The organism is Pseudoalteromonas sp. APC 3893, assembly GCF_030408095.1.
In the GTDB taxonomy this organism is placed as follows: domain Bacteria; phylum Pseudomonadota; class Gammaproteobacteria; order Enterobacterales; family Alteromonadaceae; genus Pseudoalteromonas.
This window is the reverse complement of the sequence record NZ_JASDCD010000005.1, coordinates 154544-168499: the sequence shown is the minus strand read 5'-3', so window position 1 is coordinate 168499 and position 13956 is coordinate 154544. Positions and strand designations below refer to the sequence as shown.

The window sequence follows — 13956 nt, the reverse complement described above, 5'->3', positions numbered from 1 at the left end:
ATCTTGCGACTAGGTATAAAAATAATCACTCACTCTAATTAGAAGCGAAAAGCCATGCAACAACATGATAATCAACCACTCACCGACTTTACCGAATACCCTCATGATCAAATGCTAGAGCGTGCCCAAGAGTTTTTAACTACATGCCAACGTCGCCATAGTATTCGTAGTTTTAGTGACCGCCCTGTGCCAAAAGAGATCATTGAAACTTGCATTAAAGCTGCGGGTACTGCACCAAGTGGTGCAAATCACCAACCTTGGCATTTTGTAGCGATTCATTCTCATGACGTGAAAAAGCAAATTCGTGAGGCAGCTGAAAAGCTAGAACGCTCTTTTTATGAAGGCCGTGCAGGCGAAGAATGGCTTGATGCATTAAAGCCGCTAGGTACTGATGCCAGCAAACCTTATTTAGAGCATGCACCTTGGTTAATTGCGGTATTTAGCCAAAAGAAAGGTGGGTTAAGTACTGATGATAAAAATACTAACTATTACGTGCATGAGTCAGTAGGACTGGCAACAGGTTTTTTAATTCAAGCACTGCACAGAGCTGGCCTTGCAACACTTACCCATACACCAAAGCCTATGAGCTTTTTAACTGATATCTGCGGCCGAGATAAAGACAACGAACGCCCTTATATGCTGTTAATTGCCGGTTACCCTAGTGATGAAGCAACCGTACCTGAGCATGCCCTTGTGAAGAAGTCACTGGATGAAATAGCGACCTTTATTTGATGTTTTCAGGTTTATAATCAACAGCGAGCTTGTCGCCAGGGTTAAGCCCTGCGACAACATGTTGCTTAGTATTAAGTACTTCCCCTAAACGAATAAAGCGCCGTTCAATCAAGTCATTATTAATAACATACACCATGTTTAACTGACCAAATTGATACACCCAATCTGGTGAAATTAAAACTCCGGCTTCTGGCTTTAATGGTAACTGTAGTTGAGTATACAACCCTGGTGTTAAACCTGTTTGAGACGACAGTTCTAAACGAATAAGCATACTACGAGCGGCACTATCTGCAACGGGCACTATCTCCGTAACGGTTGCACTTGCAGTTAGATTTAACGAAGGTAAGTTAACGTTAAGTAAATCTCCCAACTTTAACTTTATCGCTTGACGCTCTCGCACGTTAAACTCAAGTTGTAGTTGCTGAGGATTATATAAAGCAAGTAAAGGAGCGCCCGGTGAAGCTATATCGCCCGGTTCAACCAGCCTTTCAACCACAACACCTGAGATTGGCGCTTTGATCTGGGTATAATTCAATGCAACTTGTGCTTGAGTTTGCTGCTGCTGGGCTACGGCTAAATTGGCGGTTGAGTTATCAAACTTAGCTTTAGCATCATCATAGTCACTAACTGATACCAAGCCTTGTGAATATAGCTCCTTTACTCGTTTAAGTTGTTTTTCAGCTTGAGTTAGAGAGGCTTGTATTGCTTTAATTTGTGCATTACTTTGTGCCAATTGCGCTTTAAAATCATCTTGTTGAAGCGTGATAAGTACATCATCTTTTGCCACCTTATCGCCTGCGCGTACGTTAAAGCGTTCAACTTGCGCCATAACCCTAGATGATATTTGTGTATTTTGCTTTGCAATCACAGTGCCCGGCACTAACTCATTGCGCTTTATAGTCGTTAATTCAACTGCGACGATCTTACCCTTGTATGTAGAAATTGACACAGGCTTATTACCCGGCGCTTGCTTATCGGAAAAGCTACCTGCCATAAACAGCACTGCTAAAATAATCACTAACAACGCAATGATTGAACCAAATAGTTTTGATTTACCTTGCATGAACTTCGTCCTCGGTTGTTTGAGTGTTTGCAAACACTAAATAATAAACTAACGGAACCACAAATAATGAAAACAATGTGGAGGCAACAATACCAAAAATGATGGCAATAGCGAGACCGCTAAATACAGGATCTAAAGTAATCACCAAATTACCTAATAGAGTAGTCCCAGCGGTTAATAATACAGGGCGCATACGGGTGGTTCCTGCGGCAATTAACGCATCTTTAATTACCATACCTTGCCCACGCGCTTGATTTATAAACTCAACTAAAATTAACGAGTTGCGCACCACAATTCCCGCTAATGCAATCATGCCGATCATCGCCGTAGCTGTGAATAATACAGGTTCTGGCGCGCCTGCAATGGTACGCTCACCAAACTGATTCAGCAGCCAAAAGCCAGGCATAATACCAATAACTGTAAGTGGGATGGCTGACATAATAATCAGTGATAAACTAGCCGATTGAGTTTGAATACGTAAAATAATGAAAATAGCACTGAGCGCAAACGCAAATGCAATGCCCATATCTCTAAACACATCAATAGTAATTCGCCACTCCCCTTCGCCGCTAAAGGTCACGTGAGTGCCTTGTGGTAGATGCCACGCAGCCGTACCACCATTATTAAAAAAGTGTCTATTAAGCCAGTTAGTTTGAGAGAACTCATCACTTTTGACATTTAAATCAGCATTCACGTCAGCAATAATTTCGGCAGGTGTACGACCATTTAATTCAGCCATAACGTAAACCACATCGCGCTGATCTTTACGCATAATCGGTTTGGCTACTTCTAAGTATTTAAATTCACCTAATTCAGACAAAGCGACAAGCGGTCTTGGCGCACTAGATAAACCAAAGTCATCTGTCGTTTTTGTGAGTTCTCGATCGCCGCGCACTTGAATTGCCAGTAATTGGGCAAGCTGGTTACGTTGCTGATATGGTAGCTGCAGCTTGATATCAACGGGCTTAGTTTCGCCGCTTACATACATCACTCCCACATTTTTGCCTGCTGAGGCAATAGCTAATGAGCTTGCAATATCCTCAGTTGAAACCGCCGACAGTGCCGCTTTATCTTTGTCTGTAATAAAACGCTGTAACGGTGCTGCTACCGCAATACTGGTATCAACTTCGACGACATAAGGTTCTTGCTTTAATCGTTTGGCAACATTGTATGCCGCTTGATGAAAAGTCTCGGTATCAACAAATGCATCACGATAAACTTCTGCAACGAGTGTGCTAAACACTGGCGGCCCAGGGGGAACTTCAACCACCTTTATGATAATGCCGTTATCTGCTATCGACTCTAGCTTTTTACGCAATCGCATAACCACTGCGTGTGATTGATGATCTCGCTCGGTTTTATCTAATAAAAGCACTCTGAGCTCGGCTAAATTCGGCGCTTCGCGGCGATAATACCCGCGCACCATGCCATTAAAGTCCATGCTAGAGGGTTGACCTATATAAGCAGCAATTTCACTGACTTCGCTAAGCTGCCATGTAATTGTTTGCACTTTACGAGCAATGAGTGCTGTTTGCTCTAAGTTAGTGCCTTCTGGCATATCTATTAATATTTGTAGCTCATTTTTATTATCAAAAGGTAATAACTTCAAAGGTACAAGGCGCATAACAGGTAGCATTGCGCTAATAATAAATAGGCCAAGTGTTATCCATAAAATTAATTTAGCTCTGCCTTTAGAGGCCAAAAGTGGAGTAAGTAATCGCGCATAAATACCAGCTTTGTCATCCGCTAAAGTTGCATGCTCAGCCACAGGCTCTTTTAATAATTTCATAGCAAGCCAAGGAGTAACAAAAAACGCGACTATAGTTGAAACCATAACACTAACTGGCACATTAAACGCCATTGGTGCCATATAGGGGCCCATCATGCCGGTTATATAAGCCAAAGGAATAAAAGCCACCATAATGGTTAATGTAGACATTAAAAGTGCGCCACGTATTTCACTCATTGCGGCGACTATCTGTTGCTTTTTATTGCCTTTTTTCTGTAAGAAGCGACTAATGTTATCAATGCCCGTAATAGGGTCATCCACCAGCAAACCTAATGATAAAATAAGCGCAAAAAGCGTGACGCGATTAATCGTATAACCAAAGGCAAAATCAAGACTTAAAGTAATACCATAACAAATAGGCACAGCAAGGCCGACAACGATGGCTGGTCGCCAACCTAAAAACACCCCGACAAATATAACCACAGTAAACACCGCAAATACGAGGCTGGATGTTAAGTTATTTACTTTTTCGTTAGCGGTTTGGCCGTAATCTCTGAGTATGGTGTAGTCTATTTGCGAGGGTAAAAAGCTTTCTTTTAATTCAGCCATCATGGCGTGGACATCATTAGCAACCGCAACAGCGTTGGTGCCCGCTTGCTTAGCTACGCTCAATGTCACGAGTGGCAGCTCTTGTGCTGTATTGCTCTGCGCTAGCCATTGATAATTTTGCGGTTCACCCGGGCCATCAAGTACGTTAGCAACATCTTTTAAATAGATGTTTTTGCCATTAATTACATTAACAACAAGCTGCTCTATATCAGTTTTTGCGCGTAATACATCACCGGCTTGCAGTGTTATTTGCTGCTTCGCGCTGACGACACTACCTACTTGCGATAATTGATTGGATACACTTAACGCGTAATATACATCACTTAGTGTTGTTTGATGGGCTGCTAATGCACTGGCATCTAAATTAACTGTTAGCGTTCTCTCACGCCCTGCAATTACTTTCACTTCGCTGGTATTTTCTATGCGCTGTAAGCTATTGGCAATTTCATTAGCAAATCGTGTTAGTTCAAAATCGCTATATAACTTAGGATCTTTACTGAATAAACCCAACATCACTATGGGTACATCATTAACTTCGACAGGACGAACTTGCCACGAGCTAATAACCGATGCCATGGTATGTTGATAACTATAAAGCTTAGCGTATGTATCGAGTATGGCTTGCTCTCGGTCGTGACCAACCTCAAACCGTAATGTAACCACAGAGCCATTAGATTGGGTCGTCGAATAAATATGCTCAACACCGCGCAATTGCGCTAACAGCTTCTCTAAAGGTTGAGTAACTAGCCTTGCAACTTCCGGCGCTTCAACATTAGGGGCTGAGACATAAATATCAAGCATGGGAACGACAATTTGCGGCTCTTCTTCTCGAGGAGTTTGCTTTAAAGCCATCATGCCAAGCAATACAGCCATAACAAAAATAATGATCGGAATACGGCCGTTAAGGCTTTTCTTCACTGCACTATCGAGCGTATTCATACCGTTATTCCTTACAAAATAAGCCATATAAAGTGGCTAGAATAACTTGTGCATTTTCGTCAATTACACGATAAAAAATAGTTTGGCTTTCACGGCGCGTAGTGACGATGTTAGCTTTTCGTAATGCAGCTAAATGCTGTGACAAAGCTGATTGTGCCAGAGGTATTGCAGCATTTAATTCTGAGACACTCATTTCTCTATCTTGTAACGAGCACAAGATCATTAAACGGTTTTTATTCGCTAAAATTTTTAGTAGCTGCTCAGCCCGTTCTACATTTTCTGTCATGGCTGTAAAGTCGATAGTCATAAGTTGCGCTCTTATATTCAAATTACATACTAAGTATAAATCTATATATTAGAAAAGTCTAATATTAGGTTTTACTAATTTAGTTTTTTCTAATATATTACAAAACAACAACCACAATAGATAAGGTTCACTATGAAACTAAATGAGGCACTTCGTCTTATTGCAGGAGTAATGATTGGTATTTCATTATTACTACAACACTTTCATGATCCACAGTGGATTTGGTTTACTGTATTTATTGCCCTAAACTTAATTCAATCGGCATTTAGCAAATGGTGCCCTATGATCACTGTATTAAAAAAACTAGGCTTCGAGGAATAACATGCTTACTTCAATTCCAGATCTTATGAAAATTATTACACCCAACCAACGTCGTATCGATGCTGAACAAGCTAAACAAGAGCTTGAGCAAAATCATGGCTTATTAATTGACGTGCGAGAACCAGCAGAACATGCAACCAAGGCTGCAACAGGTGCAATTAATATCCCTAGAGGTTTGCTTGAAATGAAACTCATGGAAATCGAAAAAGATCCTACACGAGCGATTTACCTCCACTGTGCCAGTAGTGCACGGGCCACATTAAGTGCAGAAGCGCTGACCCGAGTAGGGTATGAAAACGTTACTGTAATCACTTGTAAAGCAGACACTATTTGCCAGGTATTTTAATACAAATAGCATAGCAACTTCATATAAAAGTCACACTGGTCGGATAAGCTCATAGTTTTACTTTTAACGGTACAGAGCAATGACGTTTACACGAAGAAGTTTTTTAAAGGCATCGGCAGCGGGTTTTGGCGCTGCCGTTTTATCATTAGGCATCACAGGTTGTACATTTGATAACGATGATGATGAAATCATTGAGGTTAGCTTTGATCATGGTGTAGCCAGTGGCGACCCACTTAGTGATAGCCTAATTTTATGGACTCGTGTAACACCTGTTGACGCAGCAACCACCAGCATAAAAGTGCAATGGCAAGCAGCCACCGACAGTAACTTTAACAATATAGTTCATGATGGTGAAACCGAAGTAACGACCGCCAGCGACTTTACTCTAAAAGTTGACTTACAAGGCTTAGATGCCAACACCACTTACTACTATCGCTTTATTTCAAACGGTAAAACCTCACCTACGGGCTCAGGTAAAACATTACCAACAGGTAGTGTTGATAAAGTAAAATTTGCAGTCGTGTCGTGCGCTAACTACCCTGCTGGCTTTTTCCATGTGTATGGTGAAATAGCCAAACAAACTGACCTTGATGCAGTACTTCACCTCGGTGACTATATTTATGAATACGGTAATGGTGGCTATGCTTCACAAGACGCCGCCCTTCTAGGGCGCTTACTACCAGATGATAATAGCGCAGAAATTATCAGCTTAGCTGACTATCGTAAGCGCTATGCCCATTACCGTACCGATAGCAACTTACAAGCAGCTCACAGCAATTGCGCTTTTATAACAGTATGGGATGATCACGAAGTAACTAACGACACGTGGCGTGAAGGCGCAGAAAACCATAATGATGGCGAAGGCGAGTTTAGTGAGCGTAAATTACATGCTCTACAGGCCTATTTTGAATGGATGCCAATTCGTAATGTTGCCGATAAAGAGCGTATTTATCGCCGCTTTGAGTTTGGTGATTTAGTCTCGTTGTATATGCTGGATACCCGTGTACTCGCTCGTGATGAACAACTAAGCTACGGGGACTTTGATTTAACCAGCCCACAAGGGCAAAGCGATTTTGTTGGTGCTATTAGTTCGCCAACACGCGCATTACTGGGAAGTGAACAGCTAACCTGGCTCACCGATGGTATGACAACTTCAAGCTCAAAATGGCAAGTACTTGGCCAGCAAGTGCTAATGACCAAGATGCACCTGCCGTTTGAAGTACTACAACTTTTAGTAAGCCTACAAGTAAGCCAAGCAAATGGCGCAGATACTGAAACTCTGTTAGCTCAAGCATCTGCATTATTTACAGAACTAGCACAAATTAAAGGCCGCATTCTAGCCGGTGATCCAACAGTCACTGATGCTAAGCGTGCCCGCGTTGATACCACAGCTCCTTACAATTTAGATGCATGGGACGGCTATGCCTACGAACGTGAAGTTCTGCTTGGTACTGCTATAGCGACACAAAAGAATTTAGTTGTGTTAGCTGGCGACACTCATAATGCGTGGGCAGGCCAATTAACCACTGATGCCAGCAACCCAATCGCCGCTTCACAAAATGCCGGTGTTGAATTTGCAACATCATCGGTGTCTTCGCCAGGTCTTGAAGAGTACTTAGCGCTGAACACCCAAGGACCTGAAGCAACAGCGCAAATGGAGCAAGTGATCCCATTACTAGTTAATGATTTAATCTATAACAACCTAGTAGATCGTGGCTACTTAACCGTTACTTTTACCCCAGAGCAAGCCGCCGCTAAGTGGAACTACGTAAGCAGTATTAAAACCGCGTCTTACGCCATGCAAACTGAGCGCAGCAAAGAGCTACGTATGCTAGCAGGTCAGCCAGTAATTCAAGGGTAAAGGCTCAAGAAAGTACCTAGGGGCTAGGGAAAGGTTCTAGGTGAAAGATTAAAGAAGCCCGGCGAACAGCTGATCGCCGGGTTGATTTGAGTTCAAAGCAAGGATACTTGTAGCGAATATAATGCTTAGCCTTTTTAATCTATACAGCTTGAATAACAAAGGTTATTTACCTGTATACCTTATGGTTTATTTTCCTCTGACGTGATTATAATTTCTTTTGATGAAGCAAGTTCTGGAAATGCTTTTTTTGTATAATCAGCTATTTGGATCAAACCTACAACTGTGGAAACAACTAATGCAGTGTTAGCCATAAACTTCCAAAAATTCCCCATTGCCTCATTTGTTGCTTTACCATCAATAATGTCTTTAGAAAGAACAGCTTTACCAAAAGTAGCTTGAACTATATCAACAACTTCTGCAGCGCCAGTAATTTTATATTCTTCGATAGCAGCAATTATCTTTCGTAACTGCAGTATAAAATAGCGTTTAATATTATCAGGTAATTCTGCAATAGTAATTTCTTCAATTAGATCTTTTGCACCAGAAAATATATTTTCCAGATCGTTTCGTGGCAATACGGGTTGCGGGCAGTTCGTTGAAAGCATTCCAGACGTCATGTGTAAGTAGTCTAAAACAGGCTCATTTATATGTTTTATAAACTCATTCCAGTTACTACTCAGATTACAATTAGAAAAAGCACTTTCTAAAAATTTTGTCCACGACATATACCTTGCAATATCTATATTATCTATTTTTTGTAATTCTATCGAAATACTGTCAGCTAACGAAAAAACTTTACCGACTCTACCTATAAGTAAAAAAGAATCGCTTTCCTCAACTCCTAAAATTTTAGCCCATACTTCTCTACAACTTTCATTTTTATTAGCAGCCTTCCCTTCTGTTAAAATATTTAGGAGTCTTCCCGCAGGGTTATTTACATCCATACTTTCACCACTTCTTTGCAATCAAAATAAAATAGCTTAATTTAACAACTAAGCAGTGCACTTTATATATCATGATAATATCAAGTTTATACAACAAGTAAATTTAAGAAATTATTATGATTTCTTCTCATCCAACAAAGTTACCATCATCTGCTCGATGTTTTTTACGCTGTAGGTAAGTGCGCGGAGTAATTCGACTTGGCTTTGAGGTTCATCCGCTTTAGCCTTACTTGGCTTTGTTTCGGCTAGATTGTCTTTTTGCGTTAATATAGCCTCGCGAAATTCACTGGCATTTTCAACTCCCAGTAACGACACTAATGCACCGTGCCCCGACTGACCAGCAGTTTCAAAACTTAATCGATATAAACCAAATAGACGCATCAATGGCCCTTGGCTTAACCCTACATCGGTTATTTTTTCAAGCGGGATGGACTTTTCTTCTTTGAAAAATACACCGCGCTTTACCACCAGCTTACGCTCCAGTAGCACTGCTGACATTGCTTTGAGCATACGCCCTGAAACGATCCAAATTATTAAGGCTACAATTGGAATTAATGGGATACCAACCAAACACACTAAGCAGGTAATGACTCCTAACGTGATCCAGTAAGATTTCACTTTAGGATTAAAACTTGCGGTTTTCAGGGCTAATTCAGACATTCATAACCTCCTTGATATTTATTCTATTAACCTAGGTAATATTGCGACTGAATGCAACTATAAAAAAAGCCGAGCACACTAAGGCTGCTCGGCTTTTCAGTATATTATTAAGAGTGATTAGTTTTTACTAACAATCAGCTTAACGTTATTACGGTCAGGTCCAATCACACTAAAGGTGTAATTCCCTTGCTCTGAAATAGATAGCTTAATGTTTGCCCCTACCGCTTCCAATGAGCTTTGTTCACCCACTATTACCGTAGGTGACTCACCCAAACCACCATAATCAACAGTGCTCCAATCTTCTGAGGCTATTTTAAATTCATAATCGCCTACAGCTAAGTCGAGTGTTGTGCTATACATCGCATTGCCTTGGTACATAAGCGGGTTATCTGTACCCCAGCTATTTAAACTACCTCGTAAAAACACCTGTGTATCAGAAAACATTTTCGCATCGAATATACTCAAGGTTGGCTCGTTTAAATCGCTCGCATCAAAAACAAATTGGTAATCACCATCACTGGCAATATCCATCATCATGTTTTCACCTTTAACCGCTAACAATTTCGCTTTGGCAACTGTTACAAGTGTATCTGACTCACCTGAACCAAAATCCACTGACTCCCAATCCTCAGATGCAATTTTAAACTCATAACTACCTGCGCTGAGTGTTTTAGTAAAAGTATAAATACCTTTACCTTGATACATTAGCTCATCACTGGTTCCCCATTCATTTAAACTACCTCGTACGTAAACAGGCATGCCAACAAACGGTTCTTCGTTATACACTTTGAGTGTCGGATTTTCTTTATCACTAGCATCAAACGAGAACACATAGGTTGCATCATTGGCCGCTGTAAAGGTCATATTTGAACCACTGCGTATTAATGATTCATTTTGGTTTTCAATAACGTCTTTATCTTCATCTGACAAAGCCCCAAAATCAACAGTAGACCAGTCTTCAGATGCTATCTTAAACTCATAATCACCCGCAGTAAGTGTAATAGCAACACGGTACTCGCCGCTGCCCACATACTCAAAGTTATCTGCTGTCCCCCAGTCATTAAGGGTGCCACGAACATAAACGGCAGTACTACCAAAAGGAACAACATCCGGTGCGCCAACGGTTGCATTAGCACTTAACCCTACACCTTGTGTATCTCCCTGAGGCTTCACAAATACCGCGATGGTATAAGCTGGAACGCTAAAGGTTCCGTCCATTTCACTAGCGGTAAAACTAGCCTCTGACATTGCACTATCAACACTATTTTTAAGTGTTGGGTGTATTTCAAACCCTGCTGCCGTAGGTACGGTATGTAAAAGCGTTTGCTCTGTTGCATTAATGACGACTACGAGTGCATCAAACTGGGAGTCTATGTCCTCAAAGCCCTGGCCATCATCGATACTCATTACTATCAGGCCATGTTGCTGGTTTTTACCTACATTATGAAAGCCCACACGGTCAATCACATCTTGTTCGGTGGTTAATCTAAATAAAGGGCTTGCACTACGAATAGCTAAGAACTCTTGGAACACATCGCCTGCATAAGCAATATCTTGTGGCATTGCTTGTGCATCAGCGTTAGCAGAAATAGGCATTATTTCAGACCACTTCTCTTCGTTCTTTTCTGCATTAGGTAAACCAATATTCCAATTGTTATTTTCTTTCGTTAAATCTACCGCATTGAACCAATCACCCGCATTGTAGCTATCGCGGTCCATTGATTTTGAGCGAAGTAAATCAGCACCCAATTGCATAAACGGGATACCTTGACTCACCAACGGAATCGATAATGCCATATTATGGGCACGTACACGCTGCTCTATACTCATGCTTGATGCGTGCTTATATTGCAGCTGATCCCAAAGTGTTTCGTTGTCATGCTTTGATACGTAGTTAATGCTATCTGCTGGGTCTAACGCATAAGCAGTAGGCTGGGTGTTCCAGCTAAAGCTATTACCTTTTGCTGAGTTACCCTTAAAGTCTTTTAATATGTAGTTTTGTAAGTTACCCGCCAGCGATAAACGTAAGGTATCTTGGTCAGCTAAATTACCATCGGTCGGATTATTACTAAACAATGCCCCACCGCGCACAGCTTCACGAATACGATCATTGAATGTGCCAACCTCTGAGCCTGCCATATCAGCTTGCTTAGCTTGAGTGAATAAACGATTGTTGGCTACTTCACCAAAATCCCAACCTTCACCGTAAAAGTAGTTATCTGTGTCAACTGCTTGCACAGCTTCGCGCGCTGCTAAAATTGATGATTTAGGCATGTGGCCCATCACATCAAAACGGAAACTGTCATAACCAAAGTCGCGAGCAAGAATAACCATTGAATCTGTAACAAACTTGTCCATCATTACATGTTCTGTAGCGGTGTTTTCACAACATGTTGAGCGCTCTATCGTACCTGATACTTCATTGTATCTGTGGTAATAACCAGGAACCAATTTATCAAAAACAGATTTTTCCCAAATGCCTGATGACGTTGTGTGGTTGTATACCACATCAAGAACCACACGAAGACCGACTTCTTGCAGTGACTGCACCATGGCGCGCGTCTCTTTTACACGAGCAATGCCATCGCTGCTAGATGCATACGAGCCCTCTGGAGCTATAAAGTGGTGTGGGTCATAACCCCAGTTAAAACCGTCTAAATCACGCATCGCGCTGGCAAGTGCTTGTGCATCATCAGAGCCCGGCAGATAACTTTGCATAATGTCGGCTATCGTGCTGCTTTTATCTTCGATTTTACAGGCATCGGCTTCATCGTTTATACGATCACATAATTTACCTAAGGTATCGGTGATTTCAACACGTTGCTCTGTATCTTCTTCAATAGTGCCGATGTCAGTAACAGGTAATAAGTGAAAATGCGTTAAACCTTTATCAGCTAATTGTTTAAGGTGCTGCATTGGCACGCTTTCAAGTTCCGTAAACGCGAGGTACTTACCACGATTAGTTTCACTTACTGACGTATCACGCACACTAAAATCACGCACATGACCTTCGTAAATTATTGCATCTTCTGGGTTAGTCACCGTTGGTACAATGCGATCATCCCAGCCCTCTGGTTTGGTGTCATCATCATTTAAATCTATCAACTGCGAATACAGGCCATTGCTTGATACGTTTAATGAGTAAGGGTCTGTACTCCATAGGCTTTCGATTGCTTTAGTAGTTGGGTGATAAACATCAAACGCAAAGCGATAATAATGACGGTCGTATTGGCTGTCTAAGCTGGCTGACCAAATACCAGTATTGTTGTCTAACGTCATGGCGGTGCTATGCACTTGTGCTTTATCAGCGTCAAATACACTAATCATCATGTTACTAGCAGTTGGTGCCCATACTGAAACATCAATTGCATTGTTGTTATAATGCACACCCAACATTGCCTCGTTCGCATCGTTCTCACCTTGGGTGTAAAGTGCATCGAGTACTTTAGCGGATTGTACAAAGCTTGCTTCAAGTAACTTGCCGTCCGCATCGTAGCCTGCAACAGCAAGCTGTTGCTTTATAAGTTGCTTTGCAGTGTCAGCATCCCAATTACCTTGATATGCAGTCCAATCCGTTAAGTGTGGTACTTTTGCAGCTTGTTCATCGCTTAGCTGTGTTGCTGTTAGCTCAATGGTTTCACCATTTAAACCTGTATCTAAATCAACCCCTAGCTCAGCGGTTGCAGATGAGTGTAACTTGATAATTTGCGTAAGCTCATTACTTGGCTTATACAATACCGTATTTAAATCAATCCAGTGTGCTGATGCACCGTCAATTGCAACGGGGCGTTCGCCAAGGCTTGCAACTGGGAACTCAAATACAGACGGCTCTCCATCAAAGGTAAAGTTCATACGCACAAAACGCTCGTCGTCTTGCATCAGTGGCATAGTTAAATCCACATCACCATGGGCTTTGCCGGTGCCTTCTGTGCCAATATGTATTATAAAATTGGCACATTCGGTATAACCTTCTTTGAGTGCTACAACCCAATAAGCACCATAATTTGGATCAACACCGTCGTATTCGTGACCATTGCCCCAATCTGTGGCATCAAACGGCGGCGCGTAAGCATCGCAACCGTCAGTATTCCATGAGTGTAAACGGTAGCCTTCATACCCTTCATTTTCATCACGTTTATAAAATAAAACAGCTTCGTTCTCTCCAGCAAAAACAACAGGATCAGGTAAATCCGGGTTGTAGCCATTGATACAGCTTTCATTGTTCGCATCTGGAAATAACGGTGCGTCGCAAGAGATAGGCTCGGGATCAACGCATTGCGTCCCTTCAGTGTTAGGTACTTGTGGTACATCACAAGTTAAAAGAGTTTGCCCTGCTTTTACATCGCTACTACCTGAACCACCACAGCCAAAAAGTAACGTTAAACTCACAGCGAATAGCAAATGAGTCATTTTAGTTATTGTATTCATTATATATGCTCCAATTT

10 protein-coding genes are annotated in these 13956 nt (G+C 41.6%); 4 read left to right on the top strand and 6 right to left on the bottom strand.

Annotated features, from left to right (window positions below; all coding sequences use genetic code 11):
- Positions 1-54: 54 nt before the first annotated feature.
- Complete coding sequence (locus QMA12_RS09325) at positions 55-732, top strand: nitroreductase family protein (protein WP_087532518.1); 678 nt, start codon at positions 55-57, stop codon at positions 730-732.
- On the opposite strand, the gene QMA12_RS09320 is transcribed toward QMA12_RS09325, so the two are convergent.
- From QMA12_RS09320 to QMA12_RS09310, 3 genes are read right to left on the bottom strand one after another with little or no spacing between them, the layout of a single operon-like run.
- Positions 725-1795, bottom strand: coding sequence for an efflux RND transporter periplasmic adaptor subunit (locus QMA12_RS09320; protein WP_290209704.1), 1071 nt, complete (start codon positions 1793-1795; stop codon positions 725-727). The two genes, QMA12_RS09325 and QMA12_RS09320, sit on opposite strands and share 8 nt — an antisense overlap.
- Positions 1785-5072: an efflux RND transporter permease subunit gene (locus tag QMA12_RS09315; protein ID WP_290209706.1), complete on the bottom strand. Its 3288-nt coding sequence runs from the start codon at positions 5070-5072 to the stop codon at positions 1785-1787. The genes QMA12_RS09320 and QMA12_RS09315 overlap by 11 nt, the downstream gene beginning before the upstream one ends.
- 4 nt (positions 5073-5076) lie before the next feature.
- The gene (locus QMA12_RS09310; RefSeq protein WP_290209708.1) at positions 5077-5379 is read right to left on the bottom strand and encodes a metalloregulator ArsR/SmtB family transcription factor; all 303 of its coding nucleotides are present in this window, start codon (positions 5377-5379) and stop codon (positions 5077-5079) included.
- A 132-nt stretch (positions 5380-5511) separates the two neighbouring features.
- Here QMA12_RS09310 and QMA12_RS09305 point away from each other — a divergent pair, with 132 nt between their 5' ends.
- From QMA12_RS09305 to QMA12_RS09295, 3 genes are all read left to right on the top strand, one after another.
- Positions 5512-5700, top strand: a complete 189-nt coding sequence (locus QMA12_RS09305) for a DUF2892 domain-containing protein (protein ID WP_290209709.1) — start codon at positions 5512-5514, stop codon at positions 5698-5700.
- Between the two features lies 1 nt (position 5701).
- Positions 5702-6046: a rhodanese-like domain-containing protein gene (locus QMA12_RS09300; protein ID WP_290209711.1), complete on the top strand. Its 345-nt coding sequence runs from the start codon at positions 5702-5704 to the stop codon at positions 6044-6046.
- A gap of 79 nt (positions 6047-6125) precedes the next feature.
- Complete coding sequence (locus QMA12_RS09295) at positions 6126-7907, top strand: alkaline phosphatase D family protein (RefSeq protein WP_290209713.1); 1782 nt, start codon at positions 6126-6128, stop codon at positions 7905-7907.
- Between the two features lie 179 nt (positions 7908-8086).
- On the opposite strand, the gene QMA12_RS09290 is transcribed toward QMA12_RS09295, so the two are convergent.
- The 3 genes from QMA12_RS09290 to QMA12_RS09280 form a co-directional block, all read right to left on the bottom strand.
- Positions 8087-8851 carry a hypothetical protein gene (locus QMA12_RS09290; protein WP_290209715.1) on the bottom strand — a complete coding sequence of 255 codons (765 nt, stop codon included), beginning with the start codon at positions 8849-8851 and terminating at the stop codon, positions 8087-8089.
- A gap of 114 nt (positions 8852-8965) precedes the next feature.
- Positions 8966-9511, bottom strand: coding sequence for a PH domain-containing protein (locus QMA12_RS09285; RefSeq protein WP_290209717.1), 546 nt, complete (start codon positions 9509-9511; stop codon positions 8966-8968).
- 117 nt (positions 9512-9628) lie between these two features.
- The gene (locus QMA12_RS09280; protein WP_290209718.1) at positions 9629-13939 is read right to left on the bottom strand and encodes an alpha-1,6-glucosidase domain-containing protein; all 4311 of its coding nucleotides are present in this window, start codon (positions 13937-13939) and stop codon (positions 9629-9631) included.
- Between the last annotated feature and the right edge of the window lie 17 nt (positions 13940-13956).

What these genes read in the sequence shown, in the direction of transcription:
- QMA12_RS09325 (WP_087532518.1), top strand. Translation starts at nt 55, where the DNA reads ATGCAACAACATGATAATCAACCACTCACCGACTTTACCGAATACCCT.
- QMA12_RS09320 (WP_290209704.1), bottom strand. Translation starts at nt 1,795, where the DNA reads ATGCAAGGTAAATCAAAACTATTTGGTTCAATCATTGCGTTGTTAGTG.
- QMA12_RS09285 (WP_290209717.1), bottom strand. Translation starts at nt 9,511, where the DNA reads ATGTCTGAATTAGCCCTGAAAACCGCAAGTTTTAATCCTAAAGTGAAA.
- QMA12_RS09290 (WP_290209715.1), bottom strand. Translation starts at nt 8,851, where the DNA reads ATGGATGTAAATAACCCTGCGGGAAGACTCCTAAATATTTTAACAGAA.
- QMA12_RS09300 (WP_290209711.1), top strand. Translation starts at nt 5,702, where the DNA reads ATGCTTACTTCAATTCCAGATCTTATGAAAATTATTACACCCAACCAA.
- QMA12_RS09305 (WP_290209709.1), top strand. Translation starts at nt 5,512, where the DNA reads ATGAAACTAAATGAGGCACTTCGTCTTATTGCAGGAGTAATGATTGGT.
- QMA12_RS09295 (WP_290209713.1), top strand. Translation starts at nt 6,126, where the DNA reads ATGACGTTTACACGAAGAAGTTTTTTAAAGGCATCGGCAGCGGGTTTT.
- QMA12_RS09310 (WP_290209708.1), bottom strand. Translation starts at nt 5,379, where the DNA reads ATGACTATCGACTTTACAGCCATGACAGAAAATGTAGAACGGGCTGAG.
- QMA12_RS09280 (WP_290209718.1), bottom strand. Translation starts at nt 13,939, where the DNA reads ATGAATACAATAACTAAAATGACTCATTTGCTATTCGCTGTGAGTTTA.
- QMA12_RS09315 (WP_290209706.1), bottom strand. Translation starts at nt 5,072, where the DNA reads ATGAATACGCTCGATAGTGCAGTGAAGAAAAGCCTTAACGGCCGTATT.